18 protein-coding genes and 1 pseudogene are annotated in these 16,188 nt (G+C 40.8%); 4 read left to right on the forward strand and 15 right to left on the reverse strand.

Annotated elements, in window-relative coordinates:
- Positions 1–56 precede the first annotated feature (56 nt).
- The 4 genes from ORD22_RS10140 to ORD22_RS10155 form a co-directional block, all read right to left on the reverse strand.
- The gene (locus ORD22_RS10140) at positions 57–1,040 is read right to left on the reverse strand and encodes a ring-cleaving dioxygenase (protein WP_317645846.1); all 984 of its coding nucleotides are present in this window, start codon (positions 1,038–1,040) and stop codon (positions 57–59) included.
- A 274-nt stretch (positions 1,041–1,314) separates the two neighbouring features.
- On the reverse strand, positions 1,315–2,052 hold the full coding sequence (locus tag ORD22_RS10145) for a pirin family protein (protein WP_317645847.1): 738 nt from the start codon (positions 2,050–2,052) through the stop codon (positions 1,315–1,317).
- Positions 2,053–2,154: 102 nt separating this feature from the next.
- Complete coding sequence (locus ORD22_RS10150) at positions 2,155–2,460, reverse strand: monooxygenase (RefSeq protein ID WP_317645848.1); 306 nt, start codon at positions 2,458–2,460, stop codon at positions 2,155–2,157.
- Positions 2,461–2,474: 14 nt separating this feature from the next.
- Positions 2,475–3,386 (reverse strand): DsbA family protein, encoded by a 912-nt coding sequence (locus ORD22_RS10155; protein WP_317645879.1) that lies wholly within the window; start codon positions 3,384–3,386, stop codon positions 2,475–2,477.
- Between the two features lie 247 nt (positions 3,387–3,633).
- Between ORD22_RS10155 and ORD22_RS10160 the strand changes: the two genes are divergently transcribed.
- Positions 3,634–4,206, forward strand: a complete 573-nt coding sequence (locus ORD22_RS10160) for a TetR/AcrR family transcriptional regulator (protein WP_317645849.1) — start codon at positions 3,634–3,636, stop codon at positions 4,204–4,206.
- A 176-nt stretch (positions 4,207–4,382) separates the two neighbouring features.
- Here ORD22_RS10160 and ORD22_RS10165 read toward each other — a convergent pair whose 3' ends face one another.
- From ORD22_RS10165 to ORD22_RS10200, 8 genes are read right to left on the reverse strand one after another with little or no spacing between them, the layout of a single operon-like run.
- Positions 4,383–4,991, reverse strand: coding sequence for a malonate decarboxylase holo-ACP synthase (locus ORD22_RS10165; RefSeq protein WP_317645850.1), 609 nt, complete (start codon positions 4,989–4,991; stop codon positions 4,383–4,385).
- Positions 4,982–6,667, reverse strand: a complete 1,686-nt coding sequence (mdcD, locus tag ORD22_RS10170) for a biotin-independent malonate decarboxylase subunit beta (protein WP_317645851.1) — start codon at positions 6,665–6,667, stop codon at positions 4,982–4,984. Before mdcD ends, ORD22_RS10165 begins: the two co-directional genes overlap by 10 nt.
- The gene (locus tag ORD22_RS10175) at positions 6,660–6,956 is read right to left on the reverse strand and encodes a malonate decarboxylase subunit delta (protein WP_317645852.1); all 297 of its coding nucleotides are present in this window, start codon (positions 6,954–6,956) and stop codon (positions 6,660–6,662) included. The genes mdcD and ORD22_RS10175 overlap by 8 nt, the downstream gene beginning before the upstream one ends.
- Before the next feature lie 12 nt (positions 6,957–6,968).
- Positions 6,969–7,883 carry a triphosphoribosyl-dephospho-CoA synthase gene (locus tag ORD22_RS10180; RefSeq protein ID WP_317645853.1) on the reverse strand — a complete coding sequence of 305 codons (915 nt, stop codon included), beginning with the start codon at positions 7,881–7,883 and terminating at the stop codon, positions 6,969–6,971.
- Complete coding sequence (gene mdcA / locus ORD22_RS10185) at positions 7,843–9,498, reverse strand: malonate decarboxylase subunit alpha (RefSeq protein ID WP_317645854.1); 1,656 nt, start codon at positions 9,496–9,498, stop codon at positions 7,843–7,845. The genes ORD22_RS10180 and mdcA overlap by 41 nt, the downstream gene beginning before the upstream one ends.
- Positions 9,499–9,515: 17 nt before the next feature.
- Positions 9,516–10,448, reverse strand: a complete 933-nt coding sequence (locus tag ORD22_RS10190) for an ACP S-malonyltransferase (protein WP_317645855.1) — start codon at positions 10,446–10,448, stop codon at positions 9,516–9,518.
- A 23-nt stretch (positions 10,449–10,471) separates the two neighbouring features.
- The gene (locus tag ORD22_RS10195) at positions 10,472–10,768 is read right to left on the reverse strand and encodes an FCD domain-containing protein (protein WP_411567644.1); all 297 of its coding nucleotides are present in this window, start codon (positions 10,766–10,768) and stop codon (positions 10,472–10,474) included.
- Between the two features lie 53 nt (positions 10,769–10,821).
- Entirely contained in the window at positions 10,822–11,106 is a 285-nt protein-coding gene (locus tag ORD22_RS10200) for a GntR family transcriptional regulator (RefSeq protein WP_317645857.1), read from the reverse strand.
- A gap of 224 nt (positions 11,107–11,330) precedes the next feature.
- Here ORD22_RS10200 and ORD22_RS10205 point away from each other — a divergent pair, with 224 nt between their 5' ends.
- Positions 11,331–12,710: a M20/M25/M40 family metallo-hydrolase gene (locus ORD22_RS10205; RefSeq protein WP_317645858.1), complete on the forward strand. Its 1,380-nt coding sequence runs from the start codon at positions 11,331–11,333 to the stop codon at positions 12,708–12,710.
- A complete protein-coding gene (locus ORD22_RS10210) occupies positions 12,707–14,143 on the forward strand; it encodes a YfcC family protein (protein ID WP_317645859.1) in 1,437 nt (478 codons plus the stop codon). The genes ORD22_RS10205 and ORD22_RS10210 overlap by 4 nt, the downstream gene beginning before the upstream one ends.
- Positions 14,144–14,294: 151 nt before the next feature.
- On the opposite strand, the pseudogene ORD22_RS10215 reads toward ORD22_RS10210, so the two are convergent.
- Together ORD22_RS10215 and ORD22_RS10220 are read right to left on the reverse strand one after the other, a co-directional pair.
- A pseudogene (locus tag ORD22_RS10215) lies at positions 14,295–14,987 on the reverse strand (LrgB family protein).
- Positions 14,984–15,358, reverse strand: coding sequence for a CidA/LrgA family holin-like protein (locus ORD22_RS10220; RefSeq protein WP_317645860.1), 375 nt, complete (start codon positions 15,356–15,358; stop codon positions 14,984–14,986). Before ORD22_RS10220 ends, ORD22_RS10215 begins: the two are co-directional and overlap by 4 nt.
- Positions 15,359–15,608: 250 nt before the next feature.
- On the opposite strand from ORD22_RS10220, the gene ORD22_RS10225 reads away from it, so the two are divergent.
- Positions 15,609–15,821, forward strand: a complete 213-nt coding sequence (locus ORD22_RS10225) for a cold-shock protein (protein WP_317645861.1) — start codon at positions 15,609–15,611, stop codon at positions 15,819–15,821.
- A 77-nt stretch (positions 15,822–15,898) separates the two neighbouring features.
- Here ORD22_RS10225 and ORD22_RS10230 read toward each other — a convergent pair whose 3' ends face one another.
- Positions 15,899–16,096 carry a zinc-finger domain-containing protein gene (locus ORD22_RS10230; RefSeq protein WP_317645862.1) on the reverse strand — a complete coding sequence of 66 codons (198 nt, stop codon included), beginning with the start codon at positions 16,094–16,096 and terminating at the stop codon, positions 15,899–15,901.
- Positions 16,097–16,188: the final 92 nt, after the last annotated feature.

The following is a 16,188-nucleotide window of genomic DNA, read 5'->3' on the forward strand; positions in this document are numbered from 1 at the left end:
CAGCCCCTTTAGTTCGCACTGTTTTTAAAAATCCCACTTTTTTTAATTCTATCTCCTTACAAATACTCTTTTTCAATTTTAAGCGTGCTACGTACTGTGTCGATTGGTCTTACTGATGCTTCAATTTGTTCCCGTCTTCCTTCAAGGAATGGTGGTAACGACAAGATTTCCCCTACTGTTTCATACGGTTCGTCTCCCATGAAGCCAGGGCCATCTGTTGCCCATTCAAAAAGGATGCCTGGTGCTACCCGTGCATATAAGGATTCAAAGAAGAAGCGATCCACATAACCAGACGTTTGGAATCCAGACGCTTTCATATGGTTGATCCATTCATGTAATACATTTGTATCTTCTACGCGGAAAGCTGCGTGATGCACTGTACCAAATCCTTGTCGACCAGATGGTAAGGTCTCATTATGTTCCACAATTACTTGTGCACCATTGCCGCCTTCGCCTACTTCAAATAAATGAAGTGAACCTTCATTAGCGATTTCACGCATGAACATGACTTTTTCTAAAACGTCTTTAAAATAGTCAAATTGCGCGATACGAATATGAATGGGTCCTAAACCTGTAATGGCAAATTCCAAAGGTACTGGACCGTTCTGCCAAGGTGTTCCTGACTCAATACCTTTATTAAACTCATCAGAAACTAACATATATTGTTGGTCGTCAAAATCAACAAAGGATATAGTTTTCTTACCGAAAACTTCTTTAATACCGGTATTTTCCACTTCATACTTATCAAAACGTTTCATCCAGTAATCCAGTGCTGCATCTGTCGGCACACGGAAAGCAGTTTTATAAATCTCATTCGTTCCGTGTGTACCTTTTGGAATACCTGGGAAATCGAAAAATGTCATATCTGTACCTGCAGAACCTTTATCGTCCGCGAAAAATAAGTGATACGTTTGAATATCATCCTGATTGACTGTTTTCTTTACGAGACGCATTCCCAATACATAGGTGAAAAATTCATAATTCTTTTCTGCACTACTCGTTATAGCTGTTACGTGGTGAATTCCTTTTAAGTGATTCATTATAGTTCCTCCTATTATTTATCATTTCAAATTCATATACTACTAATTCGAGATAATTTTAATGAAAAAAATTTGATCGATTGAAAATTTTTTAGTTGCGTTACATAAAATCAATATATCTCTAATTCGAGATAAATATACCATAGATCCATTTCCTTTGTCAACACTTGAAAATGAATTAGTTTGTATTGAAACTAAACTCGTAGTGAAGTAGAATTTCAGGACGCGGTTATAGGATTTCTTTTATTACTAATTTTTAGAGCTTTGACTGTTGCTAGTTTTTCAAGCCACTAATTGTCCCATTCAAAGACATTGGTGCATTTCTATCGATAAAGAACAATACAATTATAGTGTCTTCATTCGCAATTAAGGGCGGAAGTGGATTGACTACATCCGTTATCGCTTCTCGTTTACCAATCGTGAGATCTTGAACCGTAATTTCGCCATTCATTACGTATAGAAATGGTGTAAGACCTGTATATGTTGGAATTTCTAACTCTTCACCCGCTTTAGGATGCGAGTCTAATATGTAGACATTTTGCCTAACGTAAAGTGGTGCTCCACTACCTTCAGGCCCTACCATGACATACCAATCGCGATTATCTACCGGTTTATCATGAAATTGAATTTCTGGGGAAAGATCGGTGTCATACGGTCGGATGAAGATTTGAAGCATTTCGACTTCGCCTTCTGTTACTTTTTCTTCATGCCAAAAGCTTGCTCCTGCATTCATCATCATTAATTTTCCACGTGCAATCGGCGCTTCAAAACCCGCAGAATCTCTATGATGCATGATCCCTGAGCTTATGTAACTTACTATCTCGTCATTGATGTGTTCATGCATTTTAATCGTTAAGCCCTTTTTCATCACTGCATGATCAATAATCGCTAACGGTCCAAAAGCAGTATCCATCGTTTCATTTTCAAGAATATTTCCCGGATGAACGCGTGTAATTGTGAATGGACCTCTGAACGGCTGTGCATGATTTCCCGCTTCAAGCTTTTGTAACAATACAAACTCCTCCTTTTTCATAGCATTTAATACAATCGACTTTCCATTAGGAAGTCGATTGTATGTTATAGTAAGTATTTTTGTGTAAATACTTCTACTTATTTATTTTACTGGTCCTTTATTAATCTCCGTAAGTTTAGCATTCACTTCAAATATTTTTGAGTTGATATTTGTAATGCCAAAGCTAGCTAATCTTTTAGCATGCATATTTAAATAGTTTTCAGCTGTTTCTTTTGTTTGGAAACTGTAAATTCCACCCGCTTCATTGGTTTCAGGGTTTTCCGTCCATATTTTCCAAATGAACCCTTCCTCTTCATTGATACTTTTCGCTAAATCAGCGAACCCCTCAGCCATTTCATCTCCAAATGGTCCATTCATTTTAAAATCTACTTGTAATACGTATGTCATGATCATTCTCCTTTTTATTCAGTAGTTGTAAAATAAGTTTCCCCTAAAATTTCCTGCGCTTGATAACTGTCTGAAGAAAGTTCTTTTTCCACAAAAGTGTGAATAGCCGATTGTTCAACGTCGTACATTACTTCAATTTCTTTTGAAAATAAAAGTTTTTCTTTTTTAAGTAAGTTAGAAAGAGATGGTTGTTGTTTCGGTTGTAAAACTTCAGCGTTTAGAACTTTTTTTAATCCGTCCACATAAGATTCAAATGGACGACTACCAACAATTTTCACGCCTTTATTTTCTGCATTGATCATCATAATGCTTGGGAAACCAGTTGCACCTAAACTTCTAGCTAACGCGAAGTCTTCATTTAATAATTGTTGTGCAGCTAGTTGTTCCGCTTCATTTACAATAGCTTTTCCGTCAAGAGACAGTTTGTTTACAATGTCAATCATAACAGATTTTTCTGAAATGTTTTGATTGAAGACAAAGAGTGCTTCTCTTGTACGACGCAAATAGTCAAATGCTAGCGCCTCGTTATGATTTTTTTGAATGATTTTAAATACACGAGAAGGTGGATAAGAGGATTGAACTGGATTATCAAGCATTAACGTACCATCTATCGGCATTCTTGAATGTTCTCCGACTTCTCGCCAGTGACCCGCAACGTCAGCTGGCTTATAAATTCCGTTTGCAGGATCGATAGGCCCGTCATGCCATTTTTCCAACAAACCGCCCATTACCGTATGGAAGTTGAAGTAATTACCATACTGCTCCACAAAACGACGGAGCTCGGGTTCGATTGCCCAACAATGAGAACAAATAGGATCTGTCACATAATAAAGATTAACTTCTTTTTGCGGCTGGTTAAAATCGATTAGTTCCATTTCCTCGTCTCCAGCTTCTCCACAAACGCCAGTTTCTACATCACAAATCATTTGATTATTATTTTTCAATGTAGTATTCCTCTTTTCTATAAAATAAGCGATAGTAAAAATCTTTTTCAACGCATTCATTTAACTGTTGGTATAAAAGGTATTTCGCAAACTTTTCTTCGAACGTCAATCATTTGCTTACAACTAAATTGTATAACATAATGAAAATTAGCAACACCAATAGATTGTCTGTATTGTCGCATATACAACACATTGAAGAAATTGTTGGAAAAGTTGGAGGGAACTCAACATGAATCAACCAAAGACGGACCCCCGAATTCAACGGACCCGTAAATTAATCATGGATTCTTTTATGGAACTGTCGAGTAAAAAAGAATTTAAGGATATAACCATAAAAGATATTGCAGCTGAAGCTATGATTAATCGCGCCACGTTCTATTATCACTTTGAAGATATATATGACTTATTGGAGAAGGTATTATCGGAAGTATTATTAGTTAATTTGGATTGTAGCAATTACCAAAATAACGAACTAAATGAAGAAGTAATAGTTAGTATTTTTGTAGCGATCACGAACTTCCAAAAATCATTATCCAACCGTTGTCATAGAGGATACGAAGAGACCATTGCTCGGAATATTAGAGAACAGCTCGAAATCATATTTTATAAACTGCTGTTAAAACAACATAATTCCGAAGAAGATGAAGGGCTAAAAATTACTGCGGTCATATTAAGCTGGGGAATTTACGGAGCTTCTGTAGAATGGAAAAGAAATAGTAAGAAAATCACGCCAGAAGAATTTATTACATTGGCGATTCCTCATTTAATTCCTGAGATAGATTTTGTGGCTTCTAATGAATAGAATATATACAGTGTTTGGGGATTCAGTTTTTACAATTCCAACCATATCATTTTTTGTTAACGATAGCTTCTTCTATACCTTTTCAGGAATGAAAGTCTAGGGGCATTTTACATTCTACAGTACTTTCTCACTTTAAATATGCCCCTGCTTCTTTTAAGATTATCACCTGTACATGGTTATTCGCCAATCTGTTTTAGAATCGGTCCATCCATCGTCCGAAGTATGATTTTCCCGTCCCGCGTCGATGCATATTCACTCAGTGAAAACGCGCCTTCTGATATTTCAACTTGTACATCTAGCGCCACAGGGACTTTTCTCAATTCAACCATAAGTTGTTGACAAAGTTCTTTCGTTAATCTACTATCGGCGCGGATAATCACATCTACATCGCTTGCTTCGGTAACCGTTTCTTTATCGCTAGCCAACTCGAATCCAACACTGCCTGTCGGACCCCAGTTGAGCGAAAATTTCTCCATCAAATAACTCACTTCTTCTACGTACGTAAACAATGACTCTGGACGCTCTCTCCACTTTTTCTCAAATGCAAGCTGTTCCGGCGTAACCCTCTTCACAATTCGATTGCTAGGAAGAAACGCAGCAAATCGCTCATTTCTTTTTTCACCACGAACCCCGACAGAAATCAAACCTTCCGCCGAACGCGCTCGTCGCACTACGACGAATGGTGCGCGATCGAGCGATAGTCCTACCCAGTCAGGCTGTGGCGAAAAGCTGATCAAATCACTTTGGCAGGCTATTTCCAATAGATCATGCGGATTTACTTCCATTGTGCGAAAAGCTTCTCTCTAACCAAAATTGAAGCAGCTCTTCCGCCTTCTGTTGCAAGATCAGAAGTTAAGCGGTTGCTCAGATCATTTACACTTCTATCCCGCACGTCTTCAATTGCACGACTTATTTCTTGATAGATTAGCTCACGATCTTTATTTCCAGGTGCATCTGCCTCGATCTCATCAACCAATGAATATAGGGCACCCAGTTTTTCAAAAGAATTCACATCATAGGCCATAGCCGGAACTTTTTTCGATGCTATTTCTAACTCTTCCAAACTTCTTTGTGTAATTCTGGCAGCCGATTGTTTAGACATGACGTGCACATTTACGCCTGGATCATTCAACGCTATGATTCGGTTTGATTGCATTCCATGTGATAAAAACGCTCCTGAAATCGCATTGCCTGGTATGAACGAAATGACAGGGTGACCAGCAAGCCGTGCTGAAGCATATGCATCTACTGCAGCCGCGCACGCTTGATGGATTCCGAGCAACTCTTCATGATATCCATAAGCCTGACTCGGAACATCGACAATTGCTATGATGGCTCGCTTTTCTCCCTCCCGATCCTCTTCAATCGCTTCACGGATATGTTTCGCAATCGACCAGCCTTCCAGTAGACCCAGCTCGCCATTTCGCGCGCGAGGAAAATAGTTATTACCATCTGGTACAACTGCGATATAACGTACTTTACTCTCTCCAATACTGCTGTCAGAAACACGGACAGAAGGTAAATCTCCTATTTCCTCAGCGACACCACGCAGCATATTAAACCATATCAGACCTCTACCGTTTGATAGTGTTCCATCAGAAGTTCGATTTGCTGCCGTAGAATTATTTTCAGATTGCTTCCATAATTCCCGTACATCCTTAAATGAAAGACGTTGACTCGGTTCAACAAGTCTTAAAAAGTCATTATATCGCTTAACTTGTTCTGTTCTCTGTGGAAATGTTTTATCACCATTGATCACGGAAGTAACTGCTTCTTTTACAGCCTCCGTATCATCTTCAATCAGTAAATCTGCAAAACCAGTAGCCGTTCGCTGTTCTCCGCCTATTGTTCCCCAAATAAGCTGCCGATCTTCCGAATCAAATTCGCGTATCCCTGCTTCCTGTTCGATTACTTCAGGTCCGTTTAATCCAAGACGGCCTTCTTTCGTCATAATTACAGCACTGCACAGTCCTGCAGTTATCGACATACCACCGAACGCTCCTATTTTGCCGGGGATGACGCCAATTACAGGAACATGACGGCGAAGGGCAACGATAGCTGCGCTAATTTCAGCGATTGACAGCAATCCATAATTTGCTTCTTGTAGTCTTACCCCACCCGTATCATAAATTAGCACGGGGAACGTCTTTCTCCCGGCTTCACAATCCGCCAATACCTGTTCCAATGTACCAGCAATTTTCGCACCTGATACTTCGCCAATTCCTCCGCCTTGAAACTTTCCTTCTATTGAAATTACGACTGCCGAATGACCATTTATTGTTCCTTTTGCTACAATCACTCCGTCATCGCTTTGTGGAACGATTCCTTGCTTCTCCAAGTGAGGTGATTCTACCCCGTCAAACGGACTAAGCAGCTCTCTGTAACCTTCTGAATCTAGTAATTCAACCGCTCGTTCACGTCCACTGCATTCCGTGAAACTGGCTTTCAATGATTTAATCATAGCTACTCACCTCCACTGCTTGGGCTAGACGCATTGCGACCATTCCAGGCGTTGCTCCAAAATCATTAATCTTTACATTTGCTGCAATATCATGTTGCTCAAAGAAGCGCTGAATAACAGCTTCCCATGTTGCTTTATGTCCCGTGACATGCGTCCGAATCGATACTTCTGTTGTCGACTGATCATTTGGTTCCAGAATAATTTCCAAATCACCTGAACCTACAACTCCAACATGAGCAGGTCGGTCAATACTTTTTCTAGCAGGATAAGTAAACAAAAAACTCTCCAAATGAAGCACCTCCTATTTGTAACTACACTTTCGCTGTTCTTCAACTTCGCAAACTCTTTTATATGACTTGATTTTATCTAAAAACAGGGTGGCTGCAAGTAGATCCGCACTGCCCCCAGGGGAAATATTCCGCTTGATAAATTTATCATCTAAAGACTTAATCCTATGCAGATTTCCATTATGCAATAGCGCGGCAGCTTCTTTTTTTGCAAATGACAAAGCCTCTGGACCTCCGCGATGTAGTATGCACGTATCATCCAGGTGTGCGATTAAAGATAAAAGTGCTGCCAGCCGCGCATTGTCCTCAGTCATGCCTTGACTCCTACATTGCTTTAACATCGGCAGTGAATAAAGGGAAATATGAGGAAAACCGAGCTGCGCTTCGCCCCTTGCACCATTTACATTATACTTCGCAATAACTTTTCCGCCATTTGTCGATGTGACGGGACAATTTCGATCGGGATATCGAGCGATTTTACCTGCGTTTGAAATGGTTTTTTCTAGCGGATCCATTCCTTTGCCAAACGCGGTAGCGGAGACTAAAAGTCCGATGGCCCAAATAGCTCCCTTATGTGTATTTACACCACTGGTTACTTCGAACATTCTCTCTTCCCCAGCACGTCCGATTGCTGCAATTTTTTCCCGTATGAATTGTGATGGCCGTTCTCCATAGCTAATTTCTGCAATTTCTGCGAACGTCTCTTCAAGTGATTCTGCTGAAGCCTTCATTAATTCGATGGAAAGATCCTCATGCGCACCTGTATTTTCACTGTCCACCAATCCCGGCTTCGGCGTCAGCTCTACTTCTTCTATTAATGAACGACAGGCAGTATTTGAAATAAAGTGAATAAAAGATTGCTTTTCTTGAATCATAATACCTCTCCATTCACCAGCTTCTGAATTTAGCAGGCGGCTCATACAATCCATCTGACCACTCCACTAATTCCTCCACACTCTTTGCAGCTAGCAGCGAACGTTTTGCGTCCGACCTGCGGATATCCAAGTCTTCAGGGAAAGCTACGAATCCATCACGACGTAATTCTTTTATTTTGTCTGTTGTTATCGTTTTACCGATTTCCGTAACACCAGCAATTGCCGCAATCGCTTCTCGGCGTTTTTCCATACTGTCAATCTTATATAAGTAAGCAATGCCTTCTTCCGTTACGACATGCGTTACATCATCTCCATAAATCATCACAGGCGCAATCGCAAGCCCGGTATCATTTTTCACGTCGATTGCATCCAGTGACTCAACAAAGACTGGTTTATTACCGCTTTGGAAAGTTTCTACTACTTGTACAACCAACTTTTTACCACGTGCGAGCGGCTCATCCGATGTCATCATGTTCAACCAGGCAGGAGTGGAGTGACGACGGCCTCCTGGATCATGTCCCATATTAGGAGCACCTCCGTAACCTGCAAGTCTTCCCCGTGTAACCGTAGAAGAGTTTCCTTCTCCGTCCATCTGTAACGTTGAGCCTATAAATAAATCCACAGCATATTGCCCTGCCATTTGGGACAATGTCCGGTTCGAGCGCATACTGCCGTCGGATCCATTAAAGAATACATCCCGTCTTGCTTCCACGTATTTTTCCATACCAACTTCACCGCCGAAACAGTGCATACTATCAACCCAACCGCTTTCGATTGCTGGGATCATCGTCGGGTGTGGATTCAAAGCCCAGTGCTTGCATATCTTCCCTTTCAGACCAAGAGACTCACCATATGTGGGAAGTAATAATTCAATGGCGGCTGTATTGTAACCAATTCCATGATTGAGTGACTGTACTTCATGTTTTTCGTAAATCCCGCGAATAATCATCATAGCCTGCAAAATTTGTATATCCGTAATATGCCTTGGGTCCCTTGTGAATAAAGGTTCCAACTCATATGGTTTATCCGCTACGACAATATAGTCGACCCAAGAACCTGGAATATCGACGCGCGGCAATTCATCTGTCAGTTCGTTTACTTGAACAATGACAATACCATCCCGAAATGCAGCTGCCTCGATTAGCGTAGGAGTTTCCTCTGTATTCGGTCCAGTATATAAATTCCCAAAACGATCCGCCTTATCAGCTGCGACCAACGCCACTGAAGGTATTAGATCTATGAAGAGGCGCCCGTATAATTCGATATATGTATGGATTTCTCCCATCGTCACTTTACCGTCTTCCACCATTTGTGCCATTCGAAGACTTTGCGGGCCGGCATAAGCGAAGTCCACTTTTCTCGCAATACCGCGTTCAAATAGATCCAAATGTTCAGGCCTAGAAATACTGGAAAGAATCATATGCAAATCAAATAAATTATTAGGATTTACCTGGGCAAGCGCTTCAGATAAAAATGAAGCTTGCTTTTGATTGTTACCTTCAAGCACTACTCGGTCACCCGGTTGGATGAGTATTTCCATCGCCTCTATAATACGATCAGTCGGAATCACCATCCCGTCTACAAGATTCTTAACATCCGACTTTCTCTTTTGCTTGGCTTCCTGTCTAGTTGTCCATGAGCGCTTTGTACGATCCATATGTTTTACCATAAATAATTTGTCCCCTTTTACCCTTTTAGTTTTTGTCGTTCTGCAACAAACAAACAATCATCTAATCCGTTTTCCGTCACTGATAATGCCTTAGCATCGGGAAATGCCCGATCTGCTAACCGTGTCAGCACATTTCCAGGAGGCATTTCAATAAACAACCGTACGCCATTTTCATATAACACGGAAGAGGCATCATGCCATTGAACAGCTGAAGAAACACTTTCCGCGAGATCTAGGCAAATCTCTTCAGGCGTAAACAACAGCCTTGCGTTTCGATTTCCGACATACGGTACAGTAGGCGAATTAAATGACACAGCATGAAGTTCTTTGAGCAGTGCATCCGAGACGGCAGACAATAGTGGGCAGTGCGACGGTGTACTCACGTTCAACAAAGATGCACAGCGCGCTCCGTTCTGCTGTACTTCAACGAGAACTTTTTCGATACCCGGCAAGGCACCTGAAATCGTCAATTGATCAGGAGCATTTTGGTTGGACATAAAAACCGGGTACTGCTTATCTACAGTTTGTGCAATAAGCTGCGCAAGTTGATATGCTTCTAATCCAAGCACAACCCCCATACCGTAACCCTCAGGAAATGCCGATTCCATTAATTCTCCACGCTTTTCGACAATCTTCAATGCATCTCTAAAATCCATAACCCCTGCCGCCACTGCTGCGCCAAAAGCTCCAACCGAATGTCCTCCGACAAAATCTGGCTGAATTCTTTCTGAATCGAATGCCCTGTATGCCGCCACTCCCGCAGTTAAAAGGGATATCTGGACGGCTTTTGTTGAAGCTAGTGCTTCTTTCGAATGAAAATTGAATACGCTTTCACCCAGATGGTCACTTGCCTCTTCAATTGTCTTCTTCACTGCTGTACAATTAGGAAGTTCATGAAGAAACTCTGGCCACTGGGATCCTTGACCAGGAAATAGAAAAGCACTTTTCATGTCATTCCTCCCCTTCAAATTTTTCACGAATGAAGTTTCTTCTGTATATTCGAAATCACGTCTTTATTATGTTGTGACAAAACAGCGGATAGTTCAGTCAAATTGTCTTCTTTAAGGAGTTTGAGTATTATTTCATGTTCTTTAACGGACTTGCTAATATTTCCTTCGCATCCAAAAGATAAACTCTGCACTCTAAGCAATGGTGTTCCAAGACGCAAATACATGTCTTTGATTGTTTCACTCTTACTCATCTTGATCAGGCACATATGAAACGAATGATTATATTGTGTATGGGCACGGACATCCGTTCCATTTCTCATTTTATTTTGGAGTTCTTCCATCTCTTCTAACAGCGCAAGATCCGTGCCATGTTTTACAATTCGACAAGCATGTTCCGGATTTCAAGCAAATCGTAAATTTCATTTTCTGTGTATTCTTTTACAATTGCACCTTTCCGTGGAATTCTTTCTACTAGCCCCTCAATATCTAGTAAATAGATTGCTTCCCTGACAGGTGCTCTGCTCGTTCCATATTCTTTAGCATAAATATGCTCTACTAGCTTTTCACCAGGCTGAAGCTCCCCAGTAATAATTTGCTCTGTTATATATTTCGCAATTGTATTAGATAAGGCATTATTCATAAATTTCATCGATTCCATTCTATATCCCCCCGATTCCAATATTCGGTCGACTGTCGATTCTAATTATATATTCTATAACTTTATTTTTCAATGATTTTAGAAAATTAAAAATTGTCATTGCGTTTTGAGCCATTATGTTTTATCATGTGAAACAGAATATAGTCGACTGTATTCTATTTCTTAAAACCACATTGGTAAGCGGTTACATTTAATCGTTCACTAACAGAAAGCAGGGTGTTTCCATGAAGCTAGACAGGATTCCAGAAGAACTTGCCAGCGAAAAAGAAGAATATCTCGAACAATTATTTGCATTATTACGACAAAAAAGCATCAGTTCACAAAACACTGGAATAACAGAATGTGCAGAATTGCTAAAGCAGGTGATGGAGGATATTGGGATTGACACACAGATTATGCAAACTAACGGTCATCCAGTTGTCTATGGCGAAATGCTGAACAAAGATCACAGCTTCACTCTTCTAATTTACGGACATTATGATGTACAACCAGCTGAACCTGTTGAACAATGGCTCTCTCCACCTTTCGAACCTACAATGCGTGACGGGCGCATCTACTGCCGGGGAGTCGGAGATAATAAAGGACAGTTAATGGCACAACTGCTTGGTCTCAAAACGTATTTAAAAATTTTTGGAAAGTTGCCCATCAATATTAAATTTTTATTTGAAGGTGAGGAAGAGATAGGCAGTCCCAACCTTTCCCCTTTTGTAAAAGAACATAAAGATCTTTTACAGGCGGATCTTGTATATACATCAGATGGTTCTTCACATAACAGCGGTGCACCTCTCCTATTATTAGGAACACGCGGCTGCCTTGATCTAGAATTGAGAGCAAACGGTGCTGACCGTGAAAACCATTCAGGTAACACAGGCAACATCCTACCGAATCCTGCCTGGAAACTGATCAATCTGTTACAAACGATGTGTGATCAAGACGGTCGAGTCCTGATAGAAGGTTTTTATGATCACATTCTTTTGCCAACTCCACGCGAAAAAGAATTACTGCGAAAGTTGCCGTTTGATGCTGAAGATATTGGAAATAAAATAGGTTATCCACATTTAAAAATGGATGGCGAGACGTATTATCATAAACTTACTATGGAACCGACCTTTAATATTAACGGTTTACATAGCGGATACACCGGCGAAGGAGTTCAAACCATTATTCCTGCCACTGCGACAGTGAAGATGGATGTACGTCTCGTCGTGGATCAAGACCCGATGGATATTTACGAAAAAATCAATCGACACGTCCAAAAGCACGATCCAAATATAGAGGTGGAGTTTATTTCTGCCATGGAACCATCCCGAACTCCCGCAGATCTCGATATTGTGAAAGTGGTGATAAACGCTGTGCAAGATTCCTATAAACAGGAACCTCTCGTCCAGCCTAGTCTAGGAAGTTCACTGCCTGATTATGTTTGGACAAAAGTCTTAGGCGTACCTTCTATCATTATGCCATATGCAAACTTTGATCAAGGTAATCATTCTCCAAATGAAAACTTAGAAATCGACTACTTTTTCAACGGAATAAACTGTACTTGCCATGTAATTCATGCACTTGGTGAACACGCCAAGCATCTTGCGAGGGAGGATTCAATATGAATATTGAAACGATAGCAGAAAAGAAAAAGAAGACAAAGGCGAAAACATTAAGCTCCTATCTAAAAATACCTCATGTTTTTGCATTAATTTTCTTCATTATTCTCATTACGGCAGCAATGACATACATAGTGCCTGCCGGAGAATTTGACCGGGTGGAAGATCCAGAAAGCGGAAGAATGTTAGTGGAAGATGGTTCGTTTCATACCATTACTAACAATCCCGTAAGTCCTATTGCAATTCCAGGTTTGATTATTGCAGGATTAAATGCATCAAGCGGGATTATCCTATTCATCTTCGTAGTAGGCGGTTCATTCCGAATCATTACGTCGACTGGGGCATTTGATGCAGTAATTAGATCAGTTGCCAGTAAACTAGGGAAAAGGGAAGTATTAATCATTCCACTATTGATGTTTATTTTTGCAATCGGTGGGGCAACTATCGGAATGAGTATCGAGGCATTGGGGCTAGTTCCTTTAGTCGTAGCGCTTGCTAGATCATTGAAGTATGATGCACTAACTGGTATGGCTATTGTACTCATAGGTGCCTTTTGTGGTTTCATTGCAGGTGTCATGAATCCATTTACCGTTGGAGTCGCTCAAGAGATTGCCGGTCTGCCTATCTATTCAGGCATGTGGCTACGGATGGTCTTGCTAGTCGTACTCGTAATCGTTTCAAGTATCTATATTATTCGTTACGCAAAAAAGGTGAAGGCTGACCCATCTAAAAGTTTAGTAGCCGATCTTGAAGAAGAAGCACGTGCTAGTCAACAAGATTTACAATTATCCTCCACATTTCAAGTGAAAGACTTTCTAGTGATCCTCACATTTGCTCTGGGAATTGGGCTACTGATATGGGGCGTCAAGGAAAAAGGCTGGTACATTGAAGAAATGGCTGCTTTATTCTTAGCTATGGGTATTATCTCAGGAATTTGTGCACGGTTCAGTTCATCACGTATATCGGAAGAGTTTATTGAAGGAGCAAAAGCTGTCATATTAGGTGCATTGATTGTAGGAATTGCGAGAACAATTCCACTTGTCTTGGAAGAAGGGAAAATTATTGACTCCCTCGTTTACGGGTTATCCAACATCATTATGTTTATGCCTGATTCCATTAAAGTCATCAGCATCTATCTATCTCAGAACGTTATTAACTTCTTCATCAATTCTGGTTCTGGTCAAGCGGCTGTCACGATGCCGATAATGGTTCCACTCGGCGACCTAGTCGGGATCACAAGACAGACGACTGTTTTATCCTTCCATCTCGGAGATGGATTTACCAACTTAATATTCCCGACCGGCTCCACTTTAATGGCGTATCTTGCTGCAACAGGGATTTCTTATGAAAAATGGGTTAAATTCATTTGGCCGCTAATGATTATTTTCATCTCAATCGGAGCTATTTTTGTTGTATTCGCTAGTGTAATTAATTATTAATAATGGTTTCTAAAAAAAGTGCCAGATTCCTAATATGCTCATTGGGAATCTGGCACTTCACGTTTACTCTATTGCGCATGTAACTTCTAGTCAGGAAGAATTTGCAAAAATTATACTTCTACAATAATTAGATGTTCTTGAAGTTCGCTCTTCAAGGAAACAACCATAATCCAAATAACGGACCGACAAGTGCACCGATAATCGCAGACAACGTCATCGCAACCGAGCTCATAGAAGCTTCCTGCTCGCCATACTCCAGCGCTTTCGCTGTGCCAATCGCATGTGCCGCCACTCCTAATCCGATCCCCTGGCCGACCGCAGTATCAATTTTCAACCATTTGTTGAGCAACGGACCGATGAGAATGCCAGTTAATCCCGCAATAATGACAAATACCGTAGCGAGAGACGGTATTCCGCCTAGCTCTTCTGCTATTTCCATCGCAATGGGTGACGTGATCTATTTCGGTAAAATACTAGCAAGAAACTCTGTTGAAAAGCCTGCAAATCTTGCTGCAAGACCACCCGTCAGCATACCTACGACTCCACCCAGAACGACTCCACTACCAATCGGCAGCAAATTTTTTCTAATCAATTCTCTTTGTTTATATAACGGAATACAAAGAGACACAATCGCGGGACCAAGTAGCGCATCGAGCCACTGCCCCCCAACCATATATGTATCATATGAAACATCTAGTAACGTAAGGACAAGAACTAGCGCTACTGTTGTCGTCAAAATCGGAACTAAAAATGTGGAACGTAGGCGGACATAGATTGCATTCATGACAAAATACACCACAACTGTCAAAAGAACCATCAACACCGCTACTAACATCAAGTTCATGAAAGCACCTCATTATTCATCTGACGTTTGGCAATCGATTGACTGACAAGGCTTGCGACGGCCATCGTAATGAATGTACTACCAATCGTAATGGCAATCAGCAACCAGCCTTTACCTACAAAGACATATCCGTAATTCATGACCCCCACTGTTGCTGGGATCAAATACAGAGGCAATGTCGATAAAAATACATACGCGCCTTTCTCGACAAAACGTAGCGGAATGATCCGGAACGATAACAATGCCCATAATAAAAGTAAACCAATAATACTCCCCGGTAACGGAATCGAGAATGTTTCCCGCAAAAATGAGCCAAGCATGAAAAACCCATAAAGCACAATTACTTGAATAAGCGTTTTAACTATGTTCATTCGATCACCCCAAAATATTATAAAAAAATGAATCCTCTCCCATTATAGAGAGTAAAAATATAAAAACCAAGGCATTATTTCGCATTATATAAGGAATAGCGTTATATTTTCTGAATATTCCTCCTACCATTGACACATATGCTCGGTTCGTGTATAGTGTAAGAAGCCGAATCGACCAGCTTGGATTGTTTTTACTTTCCTGCACGATTATGGCTGCTATAAATTTCTGAAATGCCGAGGAGGAATTTACATGCACCAAGGTACAGTAAAGTGGTTCAGCAGTGATAAAGGATATGGTTTTATCGAAGCAGACGATGGTGAAGACGTCTTTGTTCATTTCACAGGAATTGCAACTGATGGATTTAAAACACTTGCTGAAGGCCAAACCGTTTCTTTTGAAGTGATCGAAGGAAATCGTGGTCCACAGGCGGCAAATGTATCTACACTCGAGAAAGAAGTTTAAGCTCATCTCGGCAGGCAAGAAGCTGAATGAAAAATAATAAAGCATCCGAGCAAATCTGCTGGATGCTTTTTCTGTATTCACCGGGATGTAGTACCCATCTTGTTTATTTCTCTCCCTAGAAACTGTAGTTGTTCGCCCACCGTGCACTGGGCAATGCAAAATTGGTGAGCCCCTGTTTTCCCGCGTTCTTTAATAAGTTGTTTTTTGACGAAGCATCCTTCACAATATATATCGAGCAATTGATTGATGTCTTTCATGATTAGTACCTTATTCATTAGAAAAGAATTCCCACCTTTCTTCCTTCTATTCTAGGCGGAGAGACAAAGGGTTGCAAGTGGTATCTGATTATTTCATAGAGAAAAGGGAC

It is taken from the genome of Sporosarcina sp. GW1-11 (assembly GCF_033088395.1).
Lineage (GTDB): Bacteria > Bacillota > Bacilli > Bacillales_A > Planococcaceae > Sporosarcina.

Bases quoted from the DNA above. Each gene is read 5' to 3' on its own strand.
- ORD22_RS10140 (WP_317645846.1), bottom strand. From the start codon at position 1,040: ATGAATCACTTAAAAGGAATTCACCACGTAACAGCTATAACGAGTAGT.
- ORD22_RS10150 (WP_317645848.1), bottom strand. From the start codon at position 2,460: ATGACATACGTATTACAAGTAGATTTTAAAATGAATGGACCATTTGGA.
- ORD22_RS10155 (WP_317645879.1), bottom strand. From the start codon at position 3,386: ATGATTTGTGATGTAGAAACTGGCGTTTGTGGAGAAGCTGGAGACGAG.
- ORD22_RS10160 (WP_317645849.1), top strand. From the start codon at position 3,634: ATGAATCAACCAAAGACGGACCCCCGAATTCAACGGACCCGTAAATTA.
- ORD22_RS10165 (WP_317645850.1), bottom strand. From the start codon at position 4,991: ATGGAAGTAAATCCGCATGATCTATTGGAAATAGCCTGCCAAAGTGAT.
- mdcD (WP_317645851.1), bottom strand. From the start codon at position 6,667: ATGATTAAATCATTGAAAGCCAGTTTCACGGAATGCAGTGGACGTGAA.
- ORD22_RS10180 (WP_317645853.1), bottom strand. From the start codon at position 7,883: ATGGATTGTATGAGCCGCCTGCTAAATTCAGAAGCTGGTGAATGGAGA.
- mdcA (WP_317645854.1), bottom strand. From the start codon at position 9,498: ATGGTAAAACATATGGATCGTACAAAGCGCTCATGGACAACTAGACAG.
- ORD22_RS10190 (WP_317645855.1), bottom strand. From the start codon at position 10,448: ATGAAAAGTGCTTTTCTATTTCCTGGTCAAGGATCCCAGTGGCCAGAG.
- ORD22_RS10195 (WP_411567644.1), bottom strand. From the start codon at position 10,768: ATGAGAAATGGAACGGATGTCCGTGCCCATACACAATATAATCATTCG.
- ORD22_RS10200 (WP_317645857.1), bottom strand. From the start codon at position 11,106: ATGGAATCGATGAAATTTATGAATAATGCCTTATCTAATACAATTGCG.
- ORD22_RS10205 (WP_317645858.1), top strand. From the start codon at position 11,331: ATGAAGCTAGACAGGATTCCAGAAGAACTTGCCAGCGAAAAAGAAGAA.
- ORD22_RS10210 (WP_317645859.1), top strand. From the start codon at position 12,707: ATGAATATTGAAACGATAGCAGAAAAGAAAAAGAAGACAAAGGCGAAA.
- ORD22_RS10220 (WP_317645860.1), bottom strand. From the start codon at position 15,358: ATGAACATAGTTAAAACGCTTATTCAAGTAATTGTGCTTTATGGGTTT.
- ORD22_RS10225 (WP_317645861.1), top strand. From the start codon at position 15,609: ATGCACCAAGGTACAGTAAAGTGGTTCAGCAGTGATAAAGGATATGGT.
- ORD22_RS10230 (WP_317645862.1), bottom strand. From the start codon at position 16,096: ATGAATAAGGTACTAATCATGAAAGACATCAATCAATTGCTCGATATA.